The sequence below is a fragment of the Erythrobacter sp. GH1-10 genome (assembly GCF_045363165.1).
Classification (GTDB): domain Bacteria; phylum Pseudomonadota; class Alphaproteobacteria; order Sphingomonadales; family Sphingomonadaceae; genus Erythrobacter.
In genome coordinates this window covers 2,149,182-2,175,669 of record NZ_JBJFLP010000001.1, presented here as the reverse complement: position 1 = coordinate 2,175,669, position 26,488 = coordinate 2,149,182, and the positions used below count along the sequence as shown (strand labels likewise).

27 protein-coding genes and 1 tRNA gene are annotated in these 26,488 nt (G+C 62.5%); 14 read left to right on the top strand and 14 right to left on the bottom strand.

From position 1 onward, the window contains the following. Positions 1–2 precede the first annotated feature (2 nt). The gene (locus ACI5KX_RS10805) at positions 3–635 is read right to left on the bottom strand and encodes a prolyl hydroxylase family protein (protein WP_406810667.1); all 633 of its coding nucleotides are present in this window, start codon (positions 633–635) and stop codon (positions 3–5) included. 228 nt (positions 636–863) lie between these two features. Here ACI5KX_RS10805 and ACI5KX_RS10800 point away from each other — a divergent pair. The 10 genes from ACI5KX_RS10800 (at position 864) to ACI5KX_RS10755 (ending at position 9,182) form a co-directional block, all read left to right on the top strand. Next, positions 864–940 (top strand) — tRNA-His (locus ACI5KX_RS10800). Between the two features lie 75 nt (positions 941–1,015). Continuing rightward, a complete protein-coding gene (locus tag ACI5KX_RS10795; RefSeq protein ID WP_406810666.1) occupies positions 1,016–2,083 on the top strand; it encodes a Leu/Phe/Val dehydrogenase in 1,068 nt (355 codons plus the stop codon). A 75-nt stretch (positions 2,084–2,158) separates the two neighbouring features. Further along, the gene (gene ccmC, locus ACI5KX_RS10790; protein WP_406810665.1) at positions 2,159–2,917 is read left to right on the top strand and encodes a heme ABC transporter permease CcmC; all 759 of its coding nucleotides are present in this window, start codon (positions 2,159–2,161) and stop codon (positions 2,915–2,917) included. After that, positions 2,914–3,069, top strand: a complete 156-nt coding sequence (locus ACI5KX_RS10785) for a hypothetical protein (protein ID WP_406810664.1) — start codon at positions 2,914–2,916, stop codon at positions 3,067–3,069. Before ccmC ends, ACI5KX_RS10785 begins: the two co-directional genes overlap by 4 nt. Continuing rightward, positions 3,066–3,527, top strand: a complete 462-nt coding sequence (gene ccmE, locus ACI5KX_RS10780) for a cytochrome c maturation protein CcmE (RefSeq protein ID WP_406810663.1) — start codon at positions 3,066–3,068, stop codon at positions 3,525–3,527. Before ACI5KX_RS10785 ends, ccmE begins: the two co-directional genes overlap by 4 nt. A gap of 8 nt (positions 3,528–3,535) precedes the next feature. Then, positions 3,536–5,536, top strand: a complete 2,001-nt coding sequence (locus ACI5KX_RS10775; RefSeq protein WP_406810662.1) for a heme lyase CcmF/NrfE family subunit — start codon at positions 3,536–3,538, stop codon at positions 5,534–5,536. Next, positions 5,536–6,060, top strand: a complete 525-nt coding sequence (locus ACI5KX_RS10770; RefSeq protein ID WP_406810661.1) for a DsbE family thiol:disulfide interchange protein — start codon at positions 5,536–5,538, stop codon at positions 6,058–6,060. Before ACI5KX_RS10775 ends, ACI5KX_RS10770 begins: the two co-directional genes overlap by 1 nt. Beyond that, positions 6,060–6,485: a cytochrome c-type biogenesis protein gene (locus tag ACI5KX_RS10765; RefSeq protein WP_406810660.1), complete on the top strand. Its 426-nt coding sequence runs from the start codon at positions 6,060–6,062 to the stop codon at positions 6,483–6,485. Before ACI5KX_RS10770 ends, ACI5KX_RS10765 begins: the two co-directional genes overlap by 1 nt. After that, complete coding sequence (locus tag ACI5KX_RS10760) at positions 6,485–7,123, top strand: tetratricopeptide repeat protein (RefSeq protein WP_406810659.1); 639 nt, start codon at positions 6,485–6,487, stop codon at positions 7,121–7,123. The genes ACI5KX_RS10765 and ACI5KX_RS10760 overlap by 1 nt, the downstream gene beginning before the upstream one ends. A gap of 133 nt (positions 7,124–7,256) precedes the next feature. Beyond that, on the top strand, positions 7,257–9,182 hold the full coding sequence (locus ACI5KX_RS10755) for a potassium transporter Kup (RefSeq protein WP_406810658.1): 1,926 nt from the start codon (positions 7,257–7,259) through the stop codon (positions 9,180–9,182). 9 nt (positions 9,183–9,191) lie between these two features. Here ACI5KX_RS10755 and ACI5KX_RS10750 read toward each other — a convergent pair whose 3' ends face one another. From ACI5KX_RS10750 to ACI5KX_RS10725, 6 genes are all read right to left on the bottom strand, one after another. After that, the gene (locus ACI5KX_RS10750; protein ID WP_406810657.1) at positions 9,192–9,485 is read right to left on the bottom strand and encodes a hypothetical protein; all 294 of its coding nucleotides are present in this window, start codon (positions 9,483–9,485) and stop codon (positions 9,192–9,194) included. Positions 9,486–9,676: 191 nt separating this feature from the next. Further along, positions 9,677–10,333, bottom strand: a complete 657-nt coding sequence (locus tag ACI5KX_RS10745; RefSeq protein WP_406810656.1) for an inner membrane-spanning protein YciB — start codon at positions 10,331–10,333, stop codon at positions 9,677–9,679. Continuing rightward, complete coding sequence (ftsY, locus tag ACI5KX_RS10740) at positions 10,333–11,256, bottom strand: signal recognition particle-docking protein FtsY (RefSeq protein WP_406810655.1); 924 nt, start codon at positions 11,254–11,256, stop codon at positions 10,333–10,335. Before ftsY ends, ACI5KX_RS10745 begins: the two co-directional genes overlap by 1 nt. After that, entirely contained in the window at positions 11,253–12,425 is a 1,173-nt protein-coding gene (locus ACI5KX_RS10735; protein ID WP_406810654.1) for a MiaB/RimO family radical SAM methylthiotransferase, read from the bottom strand. Before ACI5KX_RS10735 ends, ftsY begins: the two co-directional genes overlap by 4 nt. Further along, positions 12,422–13,231: a diaminopimelate epimerase gene (gene dapF, locus ACI5KX_RS10730; protein ID WP_406810653.1), complete on the bottom strand. Its 810-nt coding sequence runs from the start codon at positions 13,229–13,231 to the stop codon at positions 12,422–12,424. The genes ACI5KX_RS10735 and dapF overlap by 4 nt, the downstream gene beginning before the upstream one ends. A gap of 67 nt (positions 13,232–13,298) precedes the next feature. Continuing rightward, positions 13,299–14,963, bottom strand: a complete 1,665-nt coding sequence (locus tag ACI5KX_RS10725; protein WP_406810652.1) for a putative bifunctional diguanylate cyclase/phosphodiesterase — start codon at positions 14,961–14,963, stop codon at positions 13,299–13,301. Between the two features lie 210 nt (positions 14,964–15,173). Here ACI5KX_RS10725 and ACI5KX_RS10720 point away from each other — a divergent pair, with 210 nt between their 5' ends. After that, positions 15,174–15,596 carry an EVE domain-containing protein gene (locus ACI5KX_RS10720; protein ID WP_406810651.1) on the top strand — a complete coding sequence of 141 codons (423 nt, stop codon included), beginning with the start codon at positions 15,174–15,176 and terminating at the stop codon, positions 15,594–15,596. A 17-nt stretch (positions 15,597–15,613) separates the two neighbouring features. Here ACI5KX_RS10720 and ACI5KX_RS10715 read toward each other — a convergent pair whose 3' ends face one another. After that, a complete protein-coding gene (locus ACI5KX_RS10715) occupies positions 15,614–17,296 on the bottom strand; it encodes a thiamine pyrophosphate-binding protein (RefSeq protein ID WP_406810650.1) in 1,683 nt (560 codons plus the stop codon). A gap of 235 nt (positions 17,297–17,531) precedes the next feature. Between ACI5KX_RS10715 and ACI5KX_RS10710 the strand changes: the two genes are divergently transcribed. Beyond that, positions 17,532–17,723 carry a hypothetical protein gene (locus ACI5KX_RS10710; protein ID WP_406810649.1) on the top strand — a complete coding sequence of 64 codons (192 nt, stop codon included), beginning with the start codon at positions 17,532–17,534 and terminating at the stop codon, positions 17,721–17,723. Here the strand turns inward: ACI5KX_RS10710 and ACI5KX_RS10705 are convergent. After that, positions 17,720–19,141, bottom strand: coding sequence for an MFS transporter (locus ACI5KX_RS10705; protein WP_406811360.1), 1,422 nt, complete (start codon positions 19,139–19,141; stop codon positions 17,720–17,722). The two genes, ACI5KX_RS10710 and ACI5KX_RS10705, sit on opposite strands and share 4 nt — an antisense overlap. Positions 19,142–19,281: 140 nt before the next feature. Here ACI5KX_RS10705 and pgsA point away from each other — a divergent pair, with 140 nt between their 5' ends. After that, positions 19,282–19,890, top strand: a complete 609-nt coding sequence (gene pgsA / locus ACI5KX_RS10700) for a CDP-diacylglycerol--glycerol-3-phosphate 3-phosphatidyltransferase (protein WP_406810648.1) — start codon at positions 19,282–19,284, stop codon at positions 19,888–19,890. Positions 19,891–19,917: 27 nt separating this feature from the next. Here pgsA and ACI5KX_RS10695 read toward each other — a convergent pair whose 3' ends face one another. From ACI5KX_RS10695 to rnd, 4 genes are all read right to left on the bottom strand, one after another. After that, on the bottom strand, positions 19,918–21,057 hold the full coding sequence (locus ACI5KX_RS10695) for a trypsin-like serine peptidase (RefSeq protein WP_406810647.1): 1,140 nt from the start codon (positions 21,055–21,057) through the stop codon (positions 19,918–19,920). Positions 21,058–21,254: 197 nt separating this feature from the next. Then, a complete protein-coding gene (locus ACI5KX_RS10690) occupies positions 21,255–22,151 on the bottom strand; it encodes a hydrogen peroxide-inducible genes activator (RefSeq protein WP_406810646.1) in 897 nt (298 codons plus the stop codon). A 58-nt stretch (positions 22,152–22,209) separates the two neighbouring features. Continuing rightward, the gene (locus ACI5KX_RS10685) at positions 22,210–22,476 is read right to left on the bottom strand and encodes a GIY-YIG nuclease family protein (RefSeq protein ID WP_406810645.1); all 267 of its coding nucleotides are present in this window, start codon (positions 22,474–22,476) and stop codon (positions 22,210–22,212) included. Positions 22,477–22,551: 75 nt separating this feature from the next. Continuing rightward, positions 22,552–23,754, bottom strand: a complete 1,203-nt coding sequence (gene rnd, locus ACI5KX_RS10680; RefSeq protein WP_406810644.1) for a ribonuclease D — start codon at positions 23,752–23,754, stop codon at positions 22,552–22,554. Between the two features lie 177 nt (positions 23,755–23,931). Between rnd and aspS the strand changes: the two genes are divergently transcribed. Then, on the top strand, positions 23,932–25,758 hold the full coding sequence (aspS, locus tag ACI5KX_RS10675; RefSeq protein WP_406810643.1) for an aspartate--tRNA ligase: 1,827 nt from the start codon (positions 23,932–23,934) through the stop codon (positions 25,756–25,758). Between the two features lie 234 nt (positions 25,759–25,992). Here aspS and ACI5KX_RS10670 read toward each other — a convergent pair whose 3' ends face one another. Further along, positions 25,993–26,427 carry a PA2169 family four-helix-bundle protein gene (locus ACI5KX_RS10670; protein ID WP_406810642.1) on the bottom strand — a complete coding sequence of 145 codons (435 nt, stop codon included), beginning with the start codon at positions 26,425–26,427 and terminating at the stop codon, positions 25,993–25,995. Positions 26,428–26,488: the final 61 nt, after the last annotated feature.

The following is a 26,488-nucleotide window of genomic DNA, read 5'->3' as shown; positions in this document are numbered from 1 at the left end:
ACTTACCCCCACGGTTTCTCGCGATACCACTTGGTTATCACATATTTCACGCCTTTGCGCACTTTCATCGCATGGTGCATCGTGTTGACGTTGCCGCTCCCGTCAGGCTTGCGATTGTTCCAGCCGAGCAGCTTGCCGCGCTCGGGCTGGATCGTCTTGCCGACCGGCTTGAACCGGGTCGCGCCGCCCGCTTCGACGGTGTTGAGGTAGATCATGAAGGTCCATGTCCGCTGGCCCGAAATGCCGCAGAACTTTTCCCAGTCGGGGCCGTCGGGGTTGAACCAGTCGGTGTGCTGCTTGAATTCCTGCCCGACTTCGTAGCGCTGGCCCTGCAATTGTTCGCCATGGGCCGGGTCGATACCGGTGAATTCGGTGAGCATGTCCTCGAGCTTCTTGACCGCTTCGTCTTCGACTTTGAGGTCGCAAGTCTCGCTGGTCCTGAAGGTCGCATCGCCGTTGTAATCGGCGAGAGTCGAAGGACGCCGGTCGAGATCGATCAGCCGGATCAGCTCGGTGCAATGGTCTTCGGTCAGGAATTCGGGCTTCACCACCATCTCGATCTTGGGCGAAGGCACGCGCAACACGCCGGGGTGCGAGCGCAGGAAATCGAGGGAAGATTCGCCAGGTCCGGGCATGGCACCGGAATAGCCAAGCGATTCTCCGCGGCCAAGCACCCAAAATGCGTCGCGAAATATTCTTGCGCACAGCAATCGCTGGCGCAGTTTTCGCTTCCAATGGGCGACGCTTTGTGCAACAGGCTCGCGCCGCCTCACCGCAGCCTTGACCGGCAGGTTTGTAGGGCTATCACGCCCACCTTGCGCGGACTTGGCAGCGACATATGTTGCGTCGGGAAGGGGCTTGTGGCGATCGTAGCTCAGTTGGTTAGAGCGCCGGTTTGTGGTACCGGAGGTCGGGGGTTCGAGACCCCTCGATCGCCCCATTTTCCCAGTGTTTCCGATGGTTCCGACCGGGGCTTTCCAGGCATCCCGCGCAAACAGCTGGGGCTTGTGCGCTTATGACCGCTTTCTGGACCGAACCCGATTTCGACGATCACGAGGTCGTGCACTTCGTGCGCGATCGCGCCAGCGGCCTGACCGCGATTATCGCGCTGCACTCGACCCATCTCGGCCCGGGTGCGGGCGGAACGCGGTTCTGGCATTATCCGAACCCGAAAGACGGCCTGCGCGATGCGCTGCGGCTCTCGCGCGGGATGAGCTACAAGAACGCGATGGCTGGCCTGCCGCTGGGCGGCGGCAAGGCCGTGATCCTCGCAGACGAAGCGCGCACGAAGACACCCGAACTGATGGCGGCCTTCGGCGATGCCGTGGAAGGCCTCGGCGGCCGCTATGTGACGGCAGAGGACGTCGGTATCAGCGAAGCCGATATGGTCGCCGTGTCGAAGCGCACGACCCATGTTTCGGGCCTGCCGGTTGCGGGTGAAGGTTCGGCTGGCGGCGATCCGGGGCCGTTCACCGCGATCGGTATCTATTACGGGATCAAGGCCGCCGTGCGCCACAAGCTCGGCAAGGACAGCCTGCACGGCGTCCATGTCGCGGTGCAGGGTGTCGGCAGCGTCGGAGGCGGCGTTGCCAAGCTTCTGGCCAAGGACGGCGCGAAGCTCACTCTGGCGGACATGAACGCCGAACGCGCCGCCAGGATGGCGGCGGAACTCGGCGCCGAGGCGGTGGATGCCGATGCGATCATGTCGACCCCGTGCGAGGTCCTCAGCCCCAATGCGCTGGGCGCGATCCTCGACGACGACAGCATCGAAGCGCTCGATTGCGCCATCGTCGCCGGCGGCGCAAACAACCAGCTGGCGCGTCCGCAGCACGGGCAGAAGCTGTTCGAACGCGGTATCCTGTTCGCGCCCGACTACGTGATCAACGCAGGCGGGATCATGTCGGTCGGCACCGAATATCTTGCGCGCCGCGACGGTCGGGCCGCCGACGTCGCCGAAGTGCACACCCTGCTCGAACAGATCCCCGGCCGCCTCGAAGCGATCTGGAGTGCCAGCGAGGCCGAGAGCGTTTCGCCGGATGTCGTCGCCGACCGGATGGCACAGGAACTGATCGGACGCGGTTGACGCACCGGCCCTTGCACAATTTGCGCCCTTGCGGGCAGCGTGGGGGCGTCTAAAACGGCGCGCACGGATCACCGCATGCATATTTACGCCAACCCCAAACGCTTCCTGTCGCTCGCGAAGTGGCTGATGCCGCTCCTGTTCTGGAGCGGGCTGCTGCTGTCGCTCGGCGCGGTGGCGTGGGGCGTGGCGCTGGTCCCGCCCGACCGGCTGATGGGAGACAGCGTGCGCATCCTGTTCATCCATGTGCCTGCCGCCTGGCTCGGCATGGGGGGATGGGCCGGAATTGCGATTTCGAGCGCGGCGCTGCTGATCTGGAAACACCCGCTGGCAAATGTCGCGGCGCGCGCGATCGCGGTGCCGGGAATGACCTTCACGGCGATCTGCCTCGCGACCGGTTCGATCTGGGGGCGCCCGACCTGGGGGACCTGGTGGGAATGGGACGGGCGGCTTACCAGCATGCTGGTGCTGCTGTTCCTCTACGCAGGATACATCGCGCTGTCGCAGGCGACCGCGCGCGAAGGCGGTTCGACGAAGATCGCCGCGATCTTCGGGATCGTCGGCGCGATCAACATTCCGATCATCAACCGCTCGGTCGTGTGGTGGAACTCTCTCCACCAACCGCCGAGTATCACCGTGGGCAAGAGCGCGATCGACGGGGTGTATCTGTGGCCGCTGCTCGTCGCCGTGCTTGGATTCTCGCTGCTGTTCGGAGGGATCGTGCTGATGCGGATGCGCGCGCTGATCGCCGAGCAGCAGGTCGAAGCGCGCCTGCGCCGCCGTGCGCTGGATGACGATGCGCCCCGTGCGGCCGCGCCGCTGGCGGAGGGTGCATGATGCGCGAGGCGCTCGATCATTGGGATTTCGTCATCGCTGCCTACGCCATCGGGCTGGGCGGACTGGCAGTGCTGGCGGCGTGGAGCTGGCAGGCGATGCGCAAGGCCGAGAAGCGCCGTGACGAGGTAAAGCGCCAGAGGACTGGACAGTGAAGGCCAAGCATCAACGCCTGACGCTGGTCGTCTTCGCCCTGCTCGCGATCGTCGCCGCGGGGCTCATCGCGGCGTGGGCGCTGCGCAACCAGGCGAACTATTTCTACCTGCCCGAGCAGATGGCGGCCGAACCGCCTGCGGTCGGACAGGCCGTGCGGCTCGGCGGTATGGTCCAGCCGGGATCGATCGAAACGCAGGCCGACGGGATTACCGTCATTTTCATCGTCACAGGCAATGAAGCGAGCACCGTTCCGGTCCGCTACAGCGGGATCCTGCCAGACCTGTTCGTCGAAGGATCGGGCGTCGTCGCCGAAGGCAGTCTCGGCCCCGATGGCGTGTTCGTGGCCACGAACCTGCTGGCAAAGCACGACGAGAACTATATTCCTCGCGAACTCGAAGGGCTCGAAGGCCACCAGGCCGCCGATTACGCCGAAGACACCACTGTTGGGCTGGACTGAGAGCGGGCATGATCGCCGAACTCGGACACGCCGCCTTGTGGCTCGCGACTGCGCTGGCAGTGCTGCAGATGATTTCGGGCGCTTTCGGGCTGAAGCGCGATGACGCGCAGGCGCAAGCGCTTGCGATCTATGCCCGACCGGCGGCGATCATTCAGGCGGTGCTCGCTGTTCTGGCGTTTTTCCTGCTGCTCTGGGCGTTCGCGATAACCGATCTTTCGATCAAACTGGTCGCGGACAATTCGCATTCGATGAAGCCCTTCATCTACAAGCTGACCGGCACGTGGGGGAACCACGAAGGCTCGATGCTGCTGTGGGTTGCGGTGCTGGCGCTGTGCGGCGGTTTGCTCGCGGGACTTGAGCGGCGACTGCCCGAGTACACGATGTCGGCGACGCTGGGCGTGCAGGGCTTCATCGCGCTGGGCTTCTATGTCTTCCTGCTGCTCTCTTCCAACCCGTTCGAGCGGCTGCCGGTGCCACAGGCGGAAGGGACGGGGCTCAATCCGCTGCTGCAGGATATCGGCCTCGCGATCCACCCGCCCACGCTTTACATCGGTTATGTCGGCCTGTCGGTCGCGTTCAGCCTCGCCATGGGCGCGCTGATCACGCGGCAGGTCAATCCCGATTTCGCCAAGGTCATGCGCCCGTGGGTGTTGTTCGCATGGGTGTTCCTCACGCTCGGGATCACGGCGGGGTCCTACTGGGCCTATTACGAGCTCGGCTGGGGCGGCTGGTGGTTCTGGGATCCGGTCGAGAACGCCTCGCTGATGCCATGGCTCGCCGCGACCGCCTTGCTCCATTCGGTGAGTGTGCTCGCCGCGCGCGATGCGCTGCGGACCTGGACCATCATGCTCGGCGTGCTTGCTTTCTCGATGAGCATGCTCGGCACCTTCCTCGTGCGATCGGGCGTGCTCACCAGCGTGCATGCCTTCGCTGTCGATCCGGAACGCGGAACCTTCATCCTGGTGCTGCTCGGCCTTTATATCGGTGGCAGCCTGGCGATCTTCGCGATGCGCGCCGGTTCGATCGCGGAGGGCAAGCGCTTCTCGGCGACGAGCCGCGAGGGCGCTTTGGTGTTCAACAACGTGATGCTGTCCGCGATCCTCGCCATCGTATTGCTCGGCACGCTCTATCCGCTGTTGACCGAGGCGTTCGGCGTTCGGGTTTCCGTCGGGCCTCCGTATTTCAATCCGGCGAGCGCGATCTTCGCGATTCCGATGTTCCTGGTGATGGCGGTCGGCCCGCTGCTGCGCTGGAAGCAGGACAGCCCGGGCCGGATCAGGCGGGAGCTGGCGATCATTGCCGCGATCCTCGTCGTTTTCGTCGTCATCGCCGCAATGCTGCTCGAGGCTTCAATTCTTCCCGCGCTCGGGCTGGCGCTTGCATTCGCGCTCGGCGTCGCTGCGTTCCTGCCCCTGCGCGGTCGCAAGCTGTCGCGCGTGCCGACGGCGGTGTGGGGCATGGTCCTCGCCCATTTCGGGGTCGCGGTCGCGCTGTTCGGCATGGCAAGCGAGAGCGCCTTCACGCAGGAGCGGCTCGCAGCGGTCGCACCCGGCGGAAGCGAGCAGATCGGCGACTGGACCGTCACGCTCGAAGGCGTCGATCCGGTGGCCGGGCCCAACTGGACTGCGATCGAAGCCCGCGTTGCGGCTTCGCGGGGAGATGGTGCGCCGACACTCGTCACGCCGCAAGCGCGCAGCTTCTGGGCTCCTGCGCAATCCACCAGCGAAAGCGCGCTCATCACCCGTTGGGACGGGCAGCTTTACGTCGTGATCGGGGATGAGGCCGGGGTCGACGAGCAGGGCAACACCCGCTGGCAGCTGCGCGTCTGGTGGAAGCCTTTCGTGACCTTCATCTGGTATGGCGGCCTGCTGATCTCGCTCGGCGGACTCCTTGCGATCATCGGCCGCGTGCGGGTCGATCTCAAACGCCGCGCCGCCGTTCGCAAGGGCAAGGTGCGCCGCGAGGATCAGGCTGCGCTTGCCCAAGCCACCCAATCGGAGCCCGCCTGATGCGCCCCGTCTTCTTCATCCCTCTCGCGCTGTTCCTGTTCTTTGCCGGACTTGCCGGATACATTTTGGTCGAAGGCCGGAACGAGACCGTCCCATCGGGGATGCTCGATCGTCCGCTGCCCGAATTCGACCTGCCTCCGGCAACCGATGGAATCCCGGGCGCTGCGCGTGCGGACTTCGTCGGCGGCGAGCCCAAGCTGCTGAATATCTGGGCGAGCTGGTGCCTGCCGTGCATTGCGGAAGCTCCGCAGCTCGAAGCGCTCAAGGAAGAAGGCGTCGAAATCGTCGGCATCGCGATCCGCGACAAGCCCGAGGACGTTGCCGAGTTCCTCGAGCGCCACGGCAATCCCTACTCACGGATAGGCGCGGACGACATTTCGCAATTGCAGATCGAAATCGGGGCGGCCGGCGTGCCGGAAACCTTCGTGATCGATGCCCAGGGCAATATCCGCCACCAGCATATCGGCGATATTCGCGAGGACGATGTGCCCGAGCTTCTGGAAATCCTCGAGGACGTGCGCTGATGCGTGTTCTTCTCGCCCTGCTTCTGGCGCTGTTTGCGCTGCCGCTTGCGGCGCAGGACGACATGCCGCCTGCGCCCTATGCCTACAAGCAACTCGACGATCCCGAGCTCGAGGCGAAAGCGACCGAGCTGATGGAGACGCTGCGTTGCCTCAAATGCCAGTCGCAGAGCATCCACGACAGCGATGCACCCATGGCGGGCGATATGCGCCACCAGGTCCGCACCCGCATCCTCGCCGGGGAGGAACCCGAAGAGGTTCGCGCCTGGCTGATCGACCGGTATGGCGACTATGTCAGTTACCAGCCGGAGGTGAGCGCGGCGACGTGGCCGCTCTTTGCTGTCCCGCTCCTGCTGGTCCTGATCGCCGGATTCGTCATGCTTCGCCGCCTCAGGCGTGTTCCGGACGATAGCGGGGATGCATCGTAATGGCCGGCTGGCTCGCGGTCCTGTCGCTCGCGCTGTTCGCCTTCGCGCTTGCCGCATTCATCATGCGGCTTCCGCGCGAAGGCTTCATGCTGTTCGGATCGGTGCTGTTGTTCGGTCTTGCAGGCTATGCCTGGCAGGGCTCGCCCGAGCAGCATGGCAGCCCCAAGGCGGCCATGCCCGCAGAGCCACGCTCCGGCGAAGCCATGATCGAAGCGCGGAAATCGCTGTTCGACGAGACGCGGCCAAAGCCGAATTTTCTTGTTACCTCGGATGCTTTCGCCCGGAAGGGACAGTTTGGCGACGCGGCGGGCCTGCTCCGGCGGGGTCTGACCGAAAATCCCAACTACCTCGAAGGCTGGCTCGCGCTCGCGATGGCGCTGACGGCCCATGCCGACGGTTTCGTCACCCCGGCGGCAGAAGAAGCTTATGACCGTGCGCGGGCCATCGATCCGTCCAATCCTGCGGGTGATTTCTTCCTCGGCTTTTCGCTCGCGCGATCGGGCGAGCTACGCAAGGCGCGGACCGTTTGGAACGACCTGCTGGAACGCTCGCCCGAGGATGCGCCTTGGCGGAGCGATCTTGAGGCCCGGCTCGCGCAAGTCGACCAGATGATCGCCAACGCGCCGATGCTGCGATAAGGGAGATGCATGTGCATTGTTGCAGGTGCGAAAATGCGGTGCTAGGGCCCGCCGCCTTGCGGGAAGCCGCATTTCACCGCGTGCCACGCCGCACGTTTGAGGGCAGTACCGGGAATCGGGAAATCCATTTGCAATGAGCGACACAGCGACAGCATCGGCGGACGGGTCCCATTCCGGGGGATCGGGTCACAGCGGCACCAAGGCCGCTCTGGCTGTCGGTGCGATCGGTATCGTCTTCGGCGACATCGGCACCAGTCCGCTCTATGCCTTCCGCGAGACCTTCGTCGGTCCGCATCCGCTCGCGCTCGACCAGGCGCATGTGCTCGGCGTCATCAGCCTGATCTTCTGGTCGATGACGCTGGTCGTGGCGATCCAGTATGTCACGATCCTGATGCGCGCGGACAATAAGGGGCAGGGCGGTTCGCTCGCGCTCGTCGCGCTGATTTCACGCAGCATCTCGAAGTCGAAATATGGCTGGCTTGCGGTCCTGCTCGGCGTGTTCGCGACCTCGCTGTTCTACGGCGACTCGATGATCACCCCGGCGATTTCGGTGCTCTCGGCGGTCGAAGGCCTCACCGTGGTCGATGCCGGTCTCCAGCAGTTCGTGATCCCGATCGCACTCGCGCTGCTGGTTTTCCTGTTCGTGCTGCAGAAACGCGGGACGGCCAAGGTCGGGGCGCTGTTTGCCCCGGTCATGATCGTCTATTTCACCGTGATTGCGGGAATGGGCCTGTGGCAGATCGTCAATACGCCCGAGATCCTGTGGGCATTGAACCCCTACCACGCGGTCAATTTCTTTATCCTCGACGGCACGCTCGCCTTCCTCGCGCTCGGTTCGGTCGTTCTTGCGGTGACGGGATCGGAAGCGCTGTATTCGGACATGGGCCACTTCGGCCGCGGCCCGATGCGCCTGAGCTGGTTCGGCTTCGTCATGCCGTGCCTGCTGCTCAACTATTTCGGGCAGGGTGCGATGATCATCGGCCTTCCGCCGGAGCAGGCCGCACAGGCGATCCAGAGCCCGTTCTTCTTCCTCGCTGCGGAGGAATGGCGCCTGCCGCTGGTGTTCCTCGCGACGGTGGCAACCTTCATTGCCAGCCAGGCGGTGATCTCGGGCGCGTTCTCGATCACCCACCAGGCAATCCAGATGGGCTTCATTCCGCGCCTGAATGTCCTCCACACCAGCGAGACCGAAGGCGGCCAGATCTACATCCCGTTCATCAACTGGGCGCTGATGGTGGCTGTGATCATCCTTGTGCTGACGTTCCAGAACTCGTCGAACCTCGCGAGTGCATACGGCATCGCGGTGACCGGCGCCGTCACGATCGACACGCTGCTGATGGCGGTGCTGTTCGTTGGTGTCTGGAAGTGGAAATGGTGGTACGCGCTGCCGGTCGTACTGGTCTTCCTGATCGTCGACGGCGCCTATTTCGCAGCGAACCTTACCAAGGTGCCCGAAGGCGGCTGGTTCCCGCTTATGGTCGGCTTTATCGCATTCACCCTCCTCACCACCTGGGCGCGCGGACGCAAGCTGATGCGCGAGCGGATGAGCGAAGTTGCGCTGCCGATGGAAATCTTCGCCAAATCGGCCAAGAACTCCGCGCTGCGGGTGCCGGGCACGGCGATCTTCATGGCATCCAGTACCGCCGGCGTTCCTTCGGCGCTGCTGCACAACATCAAGCACAACAAGGTGCTGCACGAACGCGTGGTGATCCTGACTGTGGAGATCGCGGACGAGCCCTATGTCGATCCCGAGGCGCGCTGCGATTACACCGATATGGGCGACGGATTCTACCGCGCGGTGCTGCGATACGGCTTCATGGAAGAGACCAACGTGCCGATGGGGCTCAAGAAAATGGAGCGCTGCGGCGGCGAATTCGACATGATGCACACGAGCTTCTTCCTCTCCCGTCAGACGCTGCTCCCGAGCGACAAGCCGGGAATGCCGATCTGGCGTGAAAAGATCTTCGCTTGGCTGCTGCGCAATTCGGCGAGCGCGATGGACTTCTTCAAGCTCCCGACCAACCGTGTTGTGGAGCTCGGGAGCCAGGTGGAGATTTAGGCGAGCGCGCTAATTTTCCGTGCGCCCGCGCTGATCGACGAATTCGGTCATCTGCCGGTGGGCTTCGTCGATCATCGCATATTTGGCGTCAACGCGGCTGGCGAATTCATCGAAGGACTGTTGCAGGCGTTCCCGGAAGCTGTCGGTGTCCGGATGGGGCTCGCGCGATTTGAGTTTCTCGAACCGTTCCTCGAAGTCCCGCAGGCGATCGCGCACAGCCTTGCGTTCGGCAAAGCGCCAGTCGTCGATCACCTTTTGAACGAGCTTGCCGACATCGCCGATGTGAATGCGCGATTGGACCATTGGGTCTCTCCTTGCTGTATTATTGAGATAACACAGTGCGCCGGGCGCGGCAATGTTCCGGTCCGGTGGCTTTGCGCTGTGTGGGTGAATCAACACGGCGAGCGCGGAGGGGTAGCTGGACCCGACACGCGCTCGCCGAATTACCCCTACAATACGCCCGTGGCGTCAGGTGTCAAATGGACCCCAGCTCCTCATCCCGGCGGCGGCTCGTTCTTCACCACTTCCTCTTCCTGCCCCACATCCAGCCCGTGTTTCAGCAGCATCGGGATCTGGGTGAAGGTGAACAGGAAGGAAAGCGGCATGAAAACCCAGAACTTGGCCCACAGCCAGCCTTCGAAATCCATCACCCGCACCAGCACTTCATTGAGCCCTGCGAGCAGAAAGAAGAACAGGCCCCAGTTGCGCGAGAGCTTGAGCCAGCCCTCTTTGTCCACGCCCTCGAATGCCGCTTCGAGCAGGATCTGGAGCAGCGCCTTTCCGCGCAGCCATCCACCGATCAGAAGCAAACCGAACATCACATAGATCGCGGTCGGCTTGAACTGGATGAAGCGTTCGTCCTGGAGCCAGATCGTCAACCCGCCGAAGCCGACGATGAGCACGGTCGAAAGCCACAGCATCGGCGAGACATGGCCGAGCTTGAACTTGCTGAAGCCGAGCGCGATCACTGCGGCGATCATGAAGGCCACGGTGCCGTAAATGACCGGGGCGATGTCGCCGAGCTGGGTATCGGGCGGGACAGGATAAAGCTTGAAGACCAGCAGGAAGATCGCCAGCGGACCGTAATCGACAGCGATGTTGAGCCAACTCGACTTCGGCTTGGTCTGTACGGCTCCGTTTTCCTCGGTCATCAGGCGACTCCCGCGATGACGCGCGCCACCAGGTCCGGATCGAACGGGCGCAGGTCTTCCATCTTTTCGCCGACGCCGATGGCATGGATCGGCAGGCCATATTGCTCGGCCGCCGCAACCAGAACGCCGCCGCGCGCGGTGCCATCGAGCTTGGTCATGATCAGGCCGGTGACGCCGGCGACTTCCTTGAACACGTCGATCTGCGACAGCGCGTTCTGGCCGTTGGTGGCATCGAGCACGAGCACGACGTCGTGCGGGGCTTCGGGATTGAGCCGGCCGAGAACGCGGCGGATTTTCTCCAGCTCGTCCATCAGCTCCTTCTTGTTCTGTAGCCGCCCGGCGGTGTCGACGATCAGCGCGTCGATCCCGGTATCGGTCGCCTGCTTGACCGCATCGAACACGATGCTTGCCGGATCGCCGCCCTCCGGCCCGCGCACGAGATCGACGCCGACGCGCTCCGCCCATGTCGCAAGCTGGCCGATTGCCGCGGCGCGGAAAGTATCGCCCGCCGCCAGCAGCACGCCATAATCGTCTTCCTGGAACAGGTGCGCGAGTTTGGCGATGGTGGTGGTCTTGCCCGAACCATTGACGCCGATGACGAGGATTACCTGCGGACGCGGGAAGGCGGTGATTTCGAGCGGCTTGGCGACGGGGCGGAGGATCTCCGCGATCTCATCGGCCACCGCCTCTTTCAGTTCGGTTTGCGTGATTTCCGCGCCGAAGCGCTTCTCGGCGAGCTTTTCGCGGATCCGCGAGGCAGCCGAGGGCCCGAGATCGGACACGATCAGCGCGTCCTCGATATCGTCGAGGGTTGCGTCGTCGAGCTTGCCGCCACCGGCGAGCCCGGTGAGATTCTCGCTCAACCGGTCGGAGGTCTTGCGAAATCCGCCGAGCAAGCGGTCGGTCCAGCTTGTCTCGCTCATACCAGCAGGCCTTCCTCGATGCCGCGCACCGTCACACTCACAATCTCGCCCGCGTGCGTTCCTTCTGGAAGATCGACGCGGGCGTAGTTCGGCGCATAGCCGGTCCCGTCGCGCTCGGCGAGGACGGGGAGCGTTTCGCCCACAAGCGCGGCGAGCCACTTGGCGCGCTCGTCGGCGACGGCTTCGCGCAGTTCGGCGGCGCGGGCCTTGATCACGGAGCGATCGAGTTGCGGCATGCGCGCGGCGGGAGTCCCCGGGCGGGGCGAGAAGGGAAAGATATGGCCGTGCACGATCGCGAGTTCGCGGATGATCGAGAGGTTTCCGGCGTGATGTTCATCGGTTTCCGTCGGGAAGCCGGCCATCAGGTCCGCACCGACAGCGATCTCGGGACGACGCTCCTTTAGAGCGAGCACAAGATCGACAGCGTGCTTGCGCAAATGGCGGCGCTTCATGCGCTTGAGGATCAGGTCGGCGCCGTGCTGGAGCGAGAGATGCAGGTGCGGCATCACCCGCATTTCGTCGGCGAACAGGTCGAATAGTGCCTCGTCGATCTCGACCCCGTCGAGAGAGGAAAGGCGGAGGCGGGCGAGAGAGGGGAAGGCATCGAGGATCGCCTGCACCAGCGCACCCAGCGTCGGCTCGCCCGGCAAATCGTGCCCCCAGCTGGTGAGGTCTACGCCCGTCAGCACCACCTCCTTTGCGCCGAGATCGAGGTGCTGCTCGACCTCGCAAAGCGCCTCGGCAATTGACAGCGAACGGCTCTTTCCGCGTCCCTGCGGGATGACGCAGAAGGTGCAATCGTGGTCGCAACCGTTCTGGGCCGCGATGAAGGCGCGCGTCTTGGTCGGAGCGAGCGGGGCTGTGTCAGCGGGGACGTTCCATGCACGCGGATCGAGCTTGCGCTCGTTGGCGATCAGGCCATCGACTTCGGGCATGTCGGCAAGCTGCTCGCGCTCGATATCGGCGGCGCATCCGGTGACGATCAGGCGGGCATCGGGCCGGGCGCGGCGGGCTTTGCGGATTGCCTGCCGGGTCTGTCGCACGGCTTCGGAGGTGACCGCGCAGGAATTGACAACCACCACATCGCCAGCATTCGACAGCATCGCGCGCATGCGCTCGCTCTCGGCGATATTCAGACGGCAGCCCAGCGAGATGACTTCAGGCTTCACGCGAAGTCGTCCCACTCGAACGAGCCGCGGTACGCTTCGGTTGCCGGGCCGGTCATCCTGATCGAGCCGCCTTCGCTCCATTCTATGGTGAGATCGCCGCCGGGCAGGGTGACGGTTACGGGGCTCTCGGCCAGCCGTTTTCGGATCGCCGCGACGGCTGTGGCGCAGGCTCCGGTTCCGCAAGCGCGGGTGAGGCCGGCGCCGCGCTCCCACACGTGCAAATTCAGATGGTTATCGCCTACAAGGCTTGCGACGTTGACGTTGACGCGCTCCGGAAACAGCGGATCGGTTTCGATTGCGGGGCCAAGCGTGGTGAGATCGATCGTGTCCGCATCTTCGACGAAGAAGACCGAATGCGGGTTGCCGACATTGACCGCCATCGGGCTTTGCAATTCGTCCCAACCGACCGGCATTGCGGCGGTGTCCATAGCGTAGGCCAGCGGGATCGCGTCCCAGCCAAAACGCGGCCTGCCCATATCTACGCTCGCGCCGCCCTCGGCTGGCTCCAGACTGATCGCCCCGCCTGCCGTCTCGATCGTCGCGGGTTCGCCGTGCAGCATCGCGACCGCGCGGCTGGCGTTGCCGCAGGCTTCCACTTCTCCGCCATCGGCATTGAAGATCCGCATCCGGAACGCTTGGCTGTCGCTTGGTTCGAGCAGGATCACCTGATCGCATCCGATCCCTTCGCGCCGATCGGCAATCGCCCGTGCAATTTGCGGTGTAACTTCCGGCACGGCCTCGACGCGCGCGTCGAGCACGACGAAATCATTGCCCAGTCCGTGCATCTTGATGAAGGAAACGCGCATAGCCACGCGCATCTATGCACCCATCTGCGCGGCGTCTAGTGCGCAGGCTCGGCCTGTTAGCCTCGCCTCAGTTTTGCGCGCGGCGAGGCAGCTCGAGATTGGTGGTTTCGGTATCGCGATCGACGTCGGCCTCGGACGGCTCTTCAGAGAGGCGCAGCATGTCGATCTTGCGTAGGCGATCAAGGACCTCGTGGGCGGTCTCCGGCTTGCCGTAGAAATAGCCCTGTCCCTTCAGCTCGCCTAGGCGTTTGAGCGCCTGGAGGATTTCCTCGCTCTCGATCCCTTCGACCGTGATCGGCATGTCGAGCCCGCGCCCGAGCGAGACGATTGCATCGACGATGCAGCTGTTGCCGTTTGCATCGCGCAGTTCCTGCACGAAGGACCTATCGATCTTTATCCGGTCGAACGGCAGTGAACGCAGCTGTTCCAGGCTCGAATAGCCCGTGCCGAAATCATCGAGGCTCACGCGTACGCCCTGGTTGCGCAAGCTGGTGATCAGCGAGCGGACCATGCCGATATTGTCGTGCAGGCAGCTCTCCGTGACTTCAATTTCGAGGCGATGTGGCGGGAAGTTATGGGTGAGGAGCAGCTTCAGCAGCTTTTGAGCAAACCATGGATCGCGCAGTTGCACCGGCGAGATGTTGACGGACAAGGTAAGGCGTTCATCCCATTTGCCTGCATCTTCCAGTGCGCGCTCGAGCAATCGTTCCGAGATGTCGGTGATCAGCCCGATTTCCTCGGCGATCGGGATGAACAGCTCGGGGCCGACGACGCCGAGTTGTGGCGAGTGCCAGCGCGCCAGCATTTCGAACCCCACAAGATCTCCGGTTTCGAGATCGACCTGTTGTTCGTAACAGGGGAGGAATTCGCCGTTCTCGAGACCGGCGCGGAGGCCCGCTTCGAGCTGGTTCCGGAAACGCAGTTCGGTTTCCATATTCGGCTCGAACCAGAAATAGCGGTTTTTGCCCTGCTTCTTGGCGTGGTACATCGCGATGTCGGCGCGGTGCATCAACGCCGCGGCATCGCACACCATCGGGTTGACGCCGTTTTCGTCGTAATCGGTCGCGATACCGATCGACATCGTCGCATCGATCACCAGCGAACCCAGCCGGAACGGCAGTATCGCGTTGTCGAACAGCCGGATCACAAGCTCATCGATCCGCGCGCGGTTTTCGGGATCGTAGGCCACTACAAACGCGAATTCATCCCCGCCGAGGCGAGCGAGCACAGCATCATTCGGTAGCTGTTCCCGCATCCGTTCCGAAAGCTGGACGAGCACCTGATCGCCGATCGAATGGCCGTGCATGTCGTTGATCTGCTTGAAGTTATCGAGATCGATCATGGCATAGCCGACAGCCCGGTCACTGGCGTTCGCACTCTCGCGCAGCCTGTTGGTGGCATCGGCCATGCTGCGTCGGTTGAGGCAGCCGGTGAGCGGATCGATTTCGGCCAATTTGCGGGCGTGGGCTTCGGCCCGCCTGCGCTCCGAAATCTCGTGGGTGAGCTGGCGATAGCGACGCCAGCCGAAGATGATCAGGGCGATGTTCAGCAGCAAGGCATTGACCAGAAGCTTGTCCGGCCCTTGCCCTTCGCCGGTAAGCGTGGCGACCACGCTTGGAAGAACGGAGCCGCCGGTACCGACGAACAGGATAATCGCAGCGGTCGCGATCCCCAGCGCGACCAGGTCTTTCTCGGCGGTCCCGAGCTTTGTTTCGTGCTTTGCTTCTGCCACCGTCAATTGTCCCCGAAGCGCGCGGTGCACCCCCAATGCATCATACCCCCGCGCGAACGGAGGCGACTCTCGAAACCGTATGCCGGACGGCTATAAAAATCGGGTTAATCGCCCGGAAACGCAGCCTTGGGGGGTGGAAGCGCAAGCGCAGCGTGGCTAGGCCCCGTAGCGGTTAACGATCGAGCGGATGACAGGACAAGGAGAGCTGTGATGGCCAAATCCACCCCGAATTACTGGCTGATGAAATCGGAACCCTTCAAATACAGCTGGGACGATCTCGTGGCCGAGAAGGAGGGAACGTGGGACGGCGTTCGCAACCACCTCGCCAAGAACAATCTCGCGGCAATGGAGGTCGGAGACGAGGCTTTCTTCTACCATTCGCGCGAAGGGCTGGAGATCGTCGGCATCGTGACCATCAGTGTTGCCGGCATTACCGATCCCACCGACGAGACCGGCAAATGGGCCGCGGTGAAGGTCAAACCCAAGCGTAAATTGGACAATCCGGTGACCCTGAAGCAGATCAAGGCGGAGCCCAAGCTGGCCGATTGCGAACTCGTCCGCCTGTCGCGACTGTCGGTTGCGAAGATCAAGCCCGAGGAATGGGACCTGATCTGCAAGATGGCCGAGGGTTAGAACTCAAACTCCGGGCCTCAGCCTTTCGCCCTCAGTCCGCTGACCGTGGCGCCGCTGGCGGCAAGCTGTTCGATATCGATCTTCATGTGGATCAGGCGCAGACCGACGCGTTCCCGCGCCTCGGCGAGTGCGGCAGTGAATTCGTTGGTGGTGGTCGCAGTGGCGCTCCACGCGCCGAATGCGGCTCCGAACAAGGCGAAATCGGGGTTCGAAAGCTGTGTGCCCGAGACCCGGCTCGGATATTCGCGCTCCTGGTGCATGCGGATCGTCCCGTAGGCACCGTTGTCGACTACGAGCACCAGCAGGTTGGCACTCGACTGCGCGGCGGTGGCCAGTTCCTGTCCGTTCATCAGGAAATCGCCGTCGCCTGCCACCGCGACTACGGTGCGGTCGCGATAGCGAAGCGCGGCGGCGACCGAAGCGGGGATGCCATATCCCATCGCCCCCGCAGTGGGCGCAAGCTGTGTAGGATAGCCGTCATAGCGCCAGTAGCGATGCCACCATCCGGCGAAATTGCCCGCGCCGTTGCACACGATCGTGTCGGCGGGCAGCGCCTCGCGCATCGCCGCGACACACGCCGCCATGTCGAGTGTCGGCCGCTCCCCTTGTAGCGAGGCGGTGGCCCATTCCTCCCACTCGCGATGCGCATCGGCCCCTGCGTCGAAGGGGATGATCGAATGGTCTTCCCACAGCGCGGCGCTCTCGGCGAACTCATCGACCGAGCAGGCGAGCGCGAGGTCGGTCTTGTACACCCGCCCGAGCTCGTCGGGATCCGGGTGGATATGGACCAGCAACTGCCCGGGATGTTCGAGTGTCGGGACCGTGTAGCCGTCGGTGGTTGCCTCACCGAGCCGCGCACCCACCGCGATTACGAGATCGGCGTCTTTCACCCGCTGCACCAGCTTGGGGTTGGGACCGTAGCCGAGATTGCCGGCGTAGACCGGCGATGATGGCGCAATTGCGTCCTGGCGGCGGAATGCCGTGGCAACGGGCAGGCCGATACTCTCCGCGAATTGCTGGAAATGTTCGCGCGCCTTCAGGTTCCACCCCGCGCCGCCGATAATGGCGATCGGGCTTGCGGCATCGGCGATCAGGCCGAACAGCGTCTGCATCGCGTCGGGGCAGACGGCCTGCGCGGGACGAGTGGCGGCAGGACGCGGGGCGAGGGCGGGATCGACCGGATCGCACAGCATGTCTTCGGGGAGCGCGATCACCACCGGTCCGGGCCTGCCGCTAATCGCCACGGAATAGGCGCGCGCAACGTATTCGGGGATTCGCGCAGGATCGTCGATCCGCGCCGCCCATTTGCAAATGGGTCCGAAGAACGCCTCGAAATTGACCTCCTGGAAGCCTTCGCGATCGCGCATCCCGCGCGCGACATCGCCGACGAACAGGATCATCGGCTGCGAATCCTGATGCGCAACATGCACACCGATGCTGGCGTTGGTCGCGCCGGGGCCGCGGGTGACGAAGGCGACACCCGGACGCAGTGTGTCGGCCGCGCTCATCGCCCCGTCGGCACACGCCATGAAGGCCGCTCCGCCTTCCTGTCGGCACACAACGGTCTCAATCCCGGTAGAGTCGTGCAGCGCGTCGAGCACCGCGAGAAAGCTTTCGCCGGGGACGGTGAAGATCCGGTCGGTCCCCTGTTCGGCGAGGCATTCGACCAGCAATTCAGCAGCGCTCTTGGTGTCGCCCACGTCCCGACTCTCCCGTTCTTTCCGATCCGTCTGCGGCGCTTAGCGACGGCGCGTCGCGGAGGCAAACCGGCGTTTGGCGGCATCGACATGGTTAGCGTCGCCGCTGTTCTGTCCCGGCCTGCGACACCCGGCAAGCCGAAGCTCGCAAAACGTTAAGAAAGTCTTAATCCGGAAAGCAAGGTCAACAAGAGCGTCGCCCCGAAGAAGCGGCGCGGACACCGAAGAAAGGTCGAACATGCGCCGCAACCTGGTCCTCACCGATGAGACGAGCCGCCACCCCTTCCGCGCGAGCCTGCCGCCGCATGTGAAGGAAGACCTTTACGACATTCCGGCGGAGTCGCTCTGGCGGCTGACCGCCGAAGACGTTCGCGGCTTCGCCAGCGTTTACGTTGCAGCGACCGCAGCCGTTCTCGTCTTCATCTTCTAGGAACGCGCGGCCTGCTCCTCGGGCGAGGCGGCATTGAAGGCGTCGCGCTCGGCATTGTGCAGCAGTTTGCCAAGCCACGCAGAGATCACCGTCATCGCGGTTGCAAGCAGCAACTGCTCGGCAACCGGAATGCCAAGCGCCGCCATCCCAATCGCAATCCCCGAACCGGCGACCATCGAAAGCGAGTTGACGATATTGTTCGCCGCAATCGTGCGCGAGGCGGCGTCTGGCGCGCAGCGGGTGGTGAGGAAGGCATAGAGCGGGACGACGAACATCCCGCCAGCTGTCGATATGCCGAGGAGCGTGATCGAGATGGGTATTGCCAGCGGTTCGAGGATCCACTCTTCGATCGGCAGGAGCTCCTGTGCCGGATTGGGGACCCAGGCCCGCGAAATGAAGTAGAATCCGAGCAGGAATAAACCCATGATCACGACGCAAACCGGGGCGTAACGGGCCGAAACCTCGCCTTTCAGGAGCGTGTTGATCGCCACCGATCCAACCGCAATGCCGACCGAAAAAATCACGAGAAACAGGCTTGCCACTTCGGGTGTCGCCAGCAGCTGGTTCTTTGCCAAGGGCGGGAACTGGATGAACAGCACCGCGCCGATGGTCCAGAAGAAGCTTATGGCGACGATGGCGAGCCAGATTTCCCGGTTGTCGTGGGTTTGTTTGACCAACCGCCAGCTCATCACGACTTGGTCGGCGATTGCGACCGGAGCGTAGCCCAGCCAACGCAAGACCGGATTCCGGACCTTGGCCGCATAGGGCTCCAGAAGCGGGAAATGCACTATCTGCTCTTCGTGCGGAGGGGCGTCGGGAACGAAGCGGCTCGAAAGATACCCGACAAAGGCGGTTAGGACGATGAATACGATCGCATACTCGATTGCGTCGATCATGAAGCCCGCGAGGATCGTCCCCGCAAGGATGGCGATGTAGGTTCCCGCCTCGATCAGGCCGGTGCCCGGAAGAACTTCTTCCTTCTTAAGATGCTGCGGAAGGATCGCGTATTTGATCGGCCCCAGGAAGGCCGATTGCACTGCGGCGAGAAAGACCACCGCAAGCAGGAGCGGGATTGCGAAACTGTGCACCGCAATTCCCTGCCAGGCCATGAAGAGGCCGCATGCGCCGAGACTGGCCCAGCCGATCTCGCACAATTTGACCTTGCGGATGATCGCGGCCTTGTCGTGCGTGTCGGCAAGTTGCCCCGCGAGCGCCGAGAAGAGGACGAAAGGAAGAATGAAAAGCAGCGAAGCGATACCGCTAAAAAGCGTTTCCTGCTTCTCGTCGGAATAGATCTCATAGACCACGAACAGGACCACGGCGGTCTTGTAGAGATTGTCGTTGAAGGCGTTGAAAAACTGGGTGACCATCAGCGGCAGAAAGCGCTTGCGGGCCAGGAGGCGCGTCGAAGTAGTCATGGGCAGGCTGTCGATCTCGCTCCTCGTTTCCACCATGTAGCGCACACGCTGGCTGGCACAAGGCCATTCACAAGAGCGTTCACAAGCGTTGAGGCGAGCCTTTTACGCGGACGAAAGGGGCGTTAGAGCGTGAGGAGACCATGTTGACTCTGCCCAACATTCTCACGCTGTCGCGCATTCTCGCATTGCCGCTGCTGGCCTTCTTCCTGTGGTGGCCCGAATGGCGGCTCGGCTTTGCGGTCGGCTTCGTGCTCTACTGCCTGATCGGGATTACCGACTTTTTCGACGGTTATCTCGCGCGGGCGCAGGGGGCGGTGTCGAAGCTAGGCATCTTTCTCGATCCCATCGCGGACAAGATCATGGTCGCGACCGTAATCCTGATCCTGACGGCGCAAGGATACATGCGCGGGCCATATGTGGGCGATATGCATGTCATCGCAGGGCTGATCATCCTGATCCGTGAGATCGCGGTGAGCGGATTGCGCGAATTCCTGGGCGGGCTGCAGGTGTCGGTGCCGGTGTCGAAGCTGGCGAAGTGGAAGACGACCTTCCAGCTGGTTGCGCTCGGCGCGCTGATCCTCGGCGGGGCAGTGCAGGGCCCGCCTTGCCAGATGCTCGCCGACGAATGCCGCACGATTGCCGATAGCTGGATCCATCTGGTCGGGCTGGGCAGCCTGTGGCTGGCCGCCGCGCTGACCTGCATCACCGGCTGGGATTACTTGCGCGTCGGTCTGAAACACATGGATTGAGCGAGCTATGGCCGAGCGTGACGGATGCTAGAAATTCGCGCGGCTCCATGTGATCAAAGAGGATAGCGCGGACCCACCGCCATACTCATTGTCTCCGGTCGTCGAACCGGTCGGGGTCTGAACGGCAGTGCTCCCGATGGTGCTGCCGACACCAACGACGCGCGGCCACGGTTCGCTACCCCACCAGCCCCACACCGCACCGCCTGACTGCCCGGGAGTGAATTCGTTGAAGTGTCCAAGCACAAGCGCGCTGTTGCCGCTCAGACTTTGTGACTGTGCCGAAGAAATCACGCAATCGTTCTGGAATGCCGGACGCTGACCTCCGGCGAGTTCGCCGGGATAGCCGACATATTGCCAGAACGTTCCGCCGTTCCAGTCGTCATCATAGGTGCGGTATCCGGGATAGCCGATGACGTCACCGATCGACTGTTCAAGGATCAGCACGGCATAGTCGAATGCCGTTTGCTGGTCGGTCAGCGATCCGGGGGCCTGCAGCCAATAAGCGACCTGGACGGCTGCGAATTCCCCCCAGGGTTCGTCACCATCGAAAAAGCCGGGCGTAAAAGTAATCCAGCCCGCGCCGCCCCCGCTCGTCCAGTTGATGCAATGACTGGCGGTCAGCACATGCCGGGGTCCGATCATTGTTCCCGAACAGCGACCGGCCGCAGTCCGAACCAATCCGGTGGTGCGCCATGGAAAGGATCGATCGTTGAACAGGTAGCGATCATCGGTGCCGAAAATCGTACCGCCTCGGTCGCGATCTTCGCCTTTCTCCCGTTTCTTCCCGTCGTCGTCATCGACGCGGGTTGCATCGAGATGCTCCTGCACACGCTCGCGCTTTGCCTCGCTTGGCAGAAAGGCGATCTTGCTGCCATCGGGGACCATCCCGTCGATTTCCTGCACATCGCGAAACGGTGCGATCATTTCCTTGTCGAGTTGGATGCCCTTTACCTCGCGGCGCACGCGTGGCGGCAAACCCTCTTGGTCGACCGGGCATTTCAGCTTGAAACTATCGGGGTGGCGTTTGTCGCGGGCAATGCAAAGCTCGCTGCCTGGAGGAAGCGTGATTTCTTTGATGATCGCGGTCGCAGAACTTTTCCTCGTCGAAAGCTGCATTCCGCGCCGGCTTTCCAGCTCTTTCGATTCAATCGGCTTTTCTTGAGTCATCGCACTCTCCCCGGCAGGAATTCTGATTATTGTGCGAGCCCGGCCAATATTTCGCAGAAATAATAGTTATGCGAAAATTAGCTAAATCGGCTTATGTTTGCCTATGGTCTGAAGTATTACCAAAAAATCGGGCAGAATTATGCCTGGATTTTTCAAGTGATGGTAACGAAGACGAACCTGCCGAATGAAGGGCAAACTTAACCCGCCCGCAATTCCTCGGCCAAGAGTTTGAAATCCGCCTCTCTTGGCGAATTCTTGCGCCAAACCAGCGCGATTTCGCGCTTCGCCGTGTCGCTTTCGACTGGACGGGCGACGACTTCGGTGCCGTTCAAGATCCCGGCGTCCAGCGCCATTTCAGGGAGCATCGTCAGCCCGAGGTCGTTGTCGACCATCTGCACCAGCGTGTGGAGGCTTGTGCCGATCATGCTCGCCGAAGCGCGCAGTTCGGAGCGGTTGCAGGCGGCGAGCGCGTGCTCGCGCAGGCAATGCCCGTCCTCGAGCAGCAAAAGCCGCCCCTGATCGATCATCTCGGGCGGGATTTCGTCCGGCGGATCGCGCGGATCGTCTTTGGGGAAGGCCACAAACAGCCGATCGTCCGCGATATGCTCCATCTCCACTTCGCCTGTGTCGAAGGGCAGGGCCAGCAGCACGCAATCGACCCGCCCGTGCTGAAGCGACTCGATGGCGTCTTGGCTGGTCTCCTCGCGCAGCATCAACTGCAGGTCTGGACGCTCTTTTTTGAGACGCGGCAGGATGCGTGGGAGCATGAAGGGTGCGATGGTCGGGATCACGCTCATGCGCAGTTGGCCCGAAAGCGGCTTGCCCGCAGCCTGCACGAGGTCGGAAAGCTCTTCCGCCTCGCGCAGCAGCCGGTTTGCCTTCGCCACCACCTGCTCGCCCAGCGCGGTGAAGCGCACGACGCGGCGCGAACGTTCGACCAGCGTCACGCCGAGCAGCGATTCCAGCTCGCGAATGCCGGCGGAAAGGGTCGATTGCGACACGAAGCTCGCATCCGCTGCGCGACCGAAATGCCCGTGCTCGTGCAATGCGACGAGATATTGCAGCTGCTTGATGGTGGGGAGATAGGTGGACATTGACCTTCCCTTACTTCGTCATTGCGAGGTGCCGCAAGGCGACGAAGCAATCCATCACCTATCGACTCAAATCGGCGAACAGGTCGAACCAGTCCGGGTTGCCTTCCTCGATCAACGCGATCTTCTTCTTTCTCGATCCACCCTTGATCTGTTTTTCGCGCTGGATAGCTGCATCCATTGTCGAGTGAACCTCGAACCACGCCAGCGTCTTGCAGCCATATCTCTTTGTGAAGCCATCGATCTGGCCTTTGCGATGCTCCCAGACGCGTTTCAAGAGATCAGACGTTACTCCGGTATAGATCGCTCCATTCTTCCGATTTGCCATTATGTAGACAGCGGGCTGAAAGTTCTGACGCATCGGAGATGGATTGCTTCGCTTCGCTCGCAATGACGACCGGGGTTACTCCGCCGCCAGCGATTCTTCCATGCTGGCCTGCATGTCGTCGATATGCGTCATCTTGAGCTTGCCGTTCTGCACCGCAAAGGCGAGCTTCCCTTCGACCAGTTCGAGCGCGTCCTTGCCGAACACGTCGTAGCGCCAGCCTTCGAGCACTTGGAGATCGCGCACACCGGCCGCCAGTGCTTCCATCTCGTCGGCGCGGGTGAGAAGGCGAGCAGCAACGTCGATTTCGCGGGCGCGAATCTTGAGCAGCAGCTTCAGGAGGTCGGCGACCAGCGCACCTTCGCGGCCCAGCGGCGCACCGCGCTTCATTTTGGCCGGCATTTCTTCCTTGGGCAGCGGTTCGGCATCGGCGATGACCTTCATCAGCCGCTTGCCGATATCGTTGTCTTTCCATGCCGCCGAGAGGCCGCGTACCTTGGCGAGGTCGCGCTGCTGCTTGGGCGGGTGCGAGGCGATGTCGGCGAGCGTTTCGTCGCGCATGATCCGGCCGCGCGGGATGTTCTTGTGTTGCGCCTCGCCTTCGCGCCACGCGGCGAGCGCCTTCAGCCGACCGAGGACCTGCGGATTGCGGCCCGGCGAACGGATGCGCTTCCAGCTCTTGTCGGGATCGATGATGTAGTTGCTCGCATCGGCGAGCTTGTCCATCTCGGCGTTGAGCCAGTTGCCGCGATCGGTCTTGATCAGCTTTTTCAGGATTTTGGGGAAGATCTTCGACAGGTGCGTCACGTCGCCGATCGCGTATTCGATCTGCCGATCGGTGAGCGGGCGGCGGCTCCAGTCGGTGAAGCGGGCGCCCTTGTCGATCTGGATATTGAGCCACGTATCGACAAGGTTGGCATAGCCGATCTGTTCGGACTGGCTGATTGCCATCATCGCGATCTGGGTGTCGAAGACCGGATGCGGGGTCTTGCCCGTCAGATTGACTATAATTTCGACATCCTGCCCGCCCGCGTGGAAGACCTTGAGAACCTCTTCGTTCTCGCACATCAGGTCGAGCAGCGGGGTGAGGTCGATCCCGTCGGCAAGCGGGTCGATCGCGGCCGCTTCGTTCTCGTCTGCGATCTGAACGAGGCAGAGTTCGGGCCAATAGGTGTTCTCGCGCATGAACTCGGTGTCCACGGCAACGAAATCGGATTTTGAGAGACGCCCGCACAGCTCCGCGAGCTTGTCGGTGGTGGTAATCAGATCATGTATTTTCATTTGTCTTCTTGTCGTTTTGGGCGGAGTACCGCCCTCGGGTTCTGGCCCATAGGCTCGCTTCACTTGACAAAGCGCCATGCTTGCCCTGTTAGCGCGCCCGTATCCCGCGAGCGAAACTGCTCAGCGAACTGTTGGCGCGCCCTTAGCGCCATACACCCAAACAGGACAAGAAATTAGATGCACGCCTATCGTTCCCACACTTGCGCACAGCTTTCCGCCGAAAATGTTGGCGAAACCGTCCGTTTGTCGGGCTGGATCCATCGCAAACGCGACCATGGCGGGGTGCTGTTCATCGATCTGCGCGATCACTACGGCATCACCCAGATCGTCGCGGACGAAGATTCGCCCGCTCTGCCGGTGCTCGAAAAGCTGCGCGCCGAATCGGTGGTGACCATCGACGGGGACGTGAAGGCGCGCACGCCCGAGACGGTGAACGCAGACCTGCCGACCGGCGAGATCGAAGTGTTCGCCCGCTCCATCACCGTCCAGAGCGCGGCAGACGAGCTGCCGATGCCGGTCGCCAGCGGTGAGGAGTATCCGGAGAACATCCGCCTCAAATATCGCTTCCTCGACCTGCGCCGCGAGGTCATGCATCGCAACATCATGCTGCGCTCGCAGGTCATCACCTCGCTGCGCCAGCGGATGATCGCGCAGGGATTCACCGAATTCCAGACTCCGATCCTGACCGCATCCAGCCCCGAAGGCGCGCGCGACTTCCTCGTGCCCAGCCGCATGCATCCGGGTACCTTTTACGCGCTTCCGCAGGCGCCGCAGATGTTCAAGCAGATGCTGATGGTCTCGGGCTTCGACAAGTATTTCCAGATCGCGCCGTGCTTCCGCGACGAGGACCTGCGCGCCGATCGCAGCCTCGAATTCTATCAGCTCGACTTCGAAATGAGCTTCGTCACGCAGGAAGACGTGTTCCAGGCATTGGAGCCGGTGCTGGCGGGCGTGTTCGAGGAATTCGCGAACGGCAAGACCGTAACCAAATCGGGCGAGTTTCCGCGCATTCCCTATGCCGAAGCGATGCTCAAATACGGGACGGACAAGCCCGACCTGCGCAATCCGCTGATCATTTCGGACGTCACCGGCCATTTCGAACAGTCGGGCTTCGGCCTGTTCGAAAAGATCGTCGGTTCGGGCGGCGTGGTCCGCGTAATCCCCGCGCCCAACACCAACGAGAAAAGCCGCAAGTTCTTCGACGACATGAACAACTGGGCGCGTGGCGAAGGCTTCGCAGGCCTCGGCTATGTCACCCGCAAGGGCGGCGAATTCGGTGGACCCATCGCCAAGAACCACGGGCCCGATCGCATGGAAGAGCTCTATGGCGAGCTCGGCCTTGGTCCGGATGACGGCCTGTTCTTTGCTGCCGGCAAGGAAAAGGACGCGGCCAAGCTGGCAGGCGCAGCGCGCACGCAGATCGCCGAGCAGCTCGACCTGATCGAGCCCGATTGCTTCAAGTTCTGCTGGATCGTCGATTTCCCGATGTTCGAGTATGACGAGGACCTCAAGAAGATCGATTTCAGCCACAACCCGTTCTCGATGCCGCAAGGCGAGATGGAAGCGCTCGAGACCCAGGACCCGCTCGAGATCAAGGCGTGGCAATACGATATCGTCTGCAACGGCTACGAGTTGTCCTCGGGTGCGATCCGGAACCACAAGCCGGAGATCATGTACAAGGCGTTCGAAATCGCGGGTTACGACAAGGAAACCGTCGACCGCGAGTTTTCCGGCATGATGGAGGCGTTCAAGCTCGGCGCGCCGCCGCATGGTGGCTCGGCTCCGGGGATCGACCGCATCGTGATGCTGCTCGCGGGCGAGGAAGCGATTCGCGAGGTCATCGCCTTCCCGATGAACCAGAAGGGCGAAGACCTGATGATGGGCGCGCCGTCGCAGGCCGAGCCCAAGCAGCTGCGCGAACTGTTCCTGCGCACGATCGAGCCGCCGCAGAAGCCGGGTGCCGGCGAAGGAATCGCCGCACACGATGTCGTGAAAGACAGCTGAGGCCCACACACGGAAAACCACACACGGAAAAAGCGCCCGACCGTTAGGCCGGGCGCTCGTTCGTTGCGGAATCGGATTGTCTGAAGGGCGGAGCGCTTCGCATCGCTAGGCCGGATGCGTCCCGCAGTCATGCACTCGACGCCGTTTTTCGATTGTCGAGGCGGAGCGCGGCGCAGCGATGGGCTGCGGCGCTCGACGCCCCGGGGGCGCTCAGATCACGCCCTCAAGTGTGGCTTACGCGTACTGCTTCTCGAGCATGTCGGTGAAACGTTCACCTTCGCGGATGTCCTTGAAGACGGACTCGATTAGCGAGCGCATTCCGGTGTCGAGGTCATCGCGTTTCAGCGCTTCGTCGAACTGGTTGGCGAGAAAATCTTCGCCCATTTCGACGTGCTTCACGGCTGCTCTGTCGCTATCGCCGAGTGCGTCGATCACCTTGAGAAATGTCTGATGGATCGTTCCGGTCGTACTTGCGTTGTTGACCGTACTTTCGCCATTCGATTGCAGCGCACCGTTCAACCGTTCGAGGGTCTGCCAGCGCTGATCGGTGCGGCGTTCAAGTGCCTGGCGTAGGGCTGCGCTCTCCGCCTTCTTGGCGGCGTTACGATAGCCTTCAACCGAATCGTAGGTGTATTGTGTGAGGTCTTTCAGGATATTGATGTTCGTCATGTGTCTCCTTGACAGAGTTTGCATTCGTTAGAACGATGATGTCTTTTGCATCGCGCTTTCA

Coding starts and splice junctions, on each gene's coding strand:
- ACI5KX_RS10805 (WP_406810667.1), bottom strand. CDS start 635: ATGCCCGGACCTGGCGAATCTTCCCTCGATTTCCTGCGCTCGCACCCC.
- ACI5KX_RS10795 (WP_406810666.1), top strand. CDS start 1,016: ATGACCGCTTTCTGGACCGAACCCGATTTCGACGATCACGAGGTCGTG.
- ccmC (WP_406810665.1), top strand. CDS start 2,159: ATGCATATTTACGCCAACCCCAAACGCTTCCTGTCGCTCGCGAAGTGG.
- ACI5KX_RS10785 (WP_406810664.1), top strand. CDS start 2,914: ATGATGCGCGAGGCGCTCGATCATTGGGATTTCGTCATCGCTGCCTAC.
- ACI5KX_RS10775 (WP_406810662.1), top strand. CDS start 3,536: ATGATCGCCGAACTCGGACACGCCGCCTTGTGGCTCGCGACTGCGCTG.
- ACI5KX_RS10770 (WP_406810661.1), top strand. CDS start 5,536: ATGCGCCCCGTCTTCTTCATCCCTCTCGCGCTGTTCCTGTTCTTTGCC.
- ACI5KX_RS10765 (WP_406810660.1), top strand. CDS start 6,060: ATGCGTGTTCTTCTCGCCCTGCTTCTGGCGCTGTTTGCGCTGCCGCTT.
- ACI5KX_RS10760 (WP_406810659.1), top strand. CDS start 6,485: ATGGCCGGCTGGCTCGCGGTCCTGTCGCTCGCGCTGTTCGCCTTCGCG.
- ACI5KX_RS10755 (WP_406810658.1), top strand. CDS start 7,257: ATGAGCGACACAGCGACAGCATCGGCGGACGGGTCCCATTCCGGGGGA.
- ACI5KX_RS10750 (WP_406810657.1), bottom strand. CDS start 9,485: ATGGTCCAATCGCGCATTCACATCGGCGATGTCGGCAAGCTCGTTCAA.
- ACI5KX_RS10745 (WP_406810656.1), bottom strand. CDS start 10,333: ATGACCGAGGAAAACGGAGCCGTACAGACCAAGCCGAAGTCGAGTTGG.
- ftsY (WP_406810655.1), bottom strand. CDS start 11,256: ATGAGCGAGACAAGCTGGACCGACCGCTTGCTCGGCGGATTTCGCAAG.
- dapF (WP_406810653.1), bottom strand. CDS start 13,231: ATGCGCGTTTCCTTCATCAAGATGCACGGACTGGGCAATGATTTCGTC.
- ACI5KX_RS10720 (WP_406810651.1), top strand. CDS start 15,174: ATGGCCAAATCCACCCCGAATTACTGGCTGATGAAATCGGAACCCTTC.
- ACI5KX_RS10710 (WP_406810649.1), top strand. CDS start 17,532: ATGCGCCGCAACCTGGTCCTCACCGATGAGACGAGCCGCCACCCCTTC.
- ACI5KX_RS10705 (WP_406811360.1), bottom strand. CDS start 19,141: ATGACTACTTCGACGCGCCTCCTGGCCCGCAAGCGCTTTCTGCCGCTG.
- pgsA (WP_406810648.1), top strand. CDS start 19,282: ATGTTGACTCTGCCCAACATTCTCACGCTGTCGCGCATTCTCGCATTG.
- ACI5KX_RS10695 (WP_406810647.1), bottom strand. CDS start 21,057: ATGACTCAAGAAAAGCCGATTGAATCGAAAGAGCTGGAAAGCCGGCGC.
- ACI5KX_RS10690 (WP_406810646.1), bottom strand. CDS start 22,151: ATGTCCACCTATCTCCCCACCATCAAGCAGCTGCAATATCTCGTCGCA.
- ACI5KX_RS10685 (WP_406810645.1), bottom strand. CDS start 22,476: ATGGCAAATCGGAAGAATGGAGCGATCTATACCGGAGTAACGTCTGAT.
- rnd (WP_406810644.1), bottom strand. CDS start 23,754: ATGAAAATACATGATCTGATTACCACCACCGACAAGCTCGCGGAGCTG.
- aspS (WP_406810643.1), top strand. CDS start 23,932: ATGCACGCCTATCGTTCCCACACTTGCGCACAGCTTTCCGCCGAAAAT.
- ACI5KX_RS10670 (WP_406810642.1), bottom strand. CDS start 26,427: ATGACGAACATCAATATCCTGAAAGACCTCACACAATACACCTACGAT.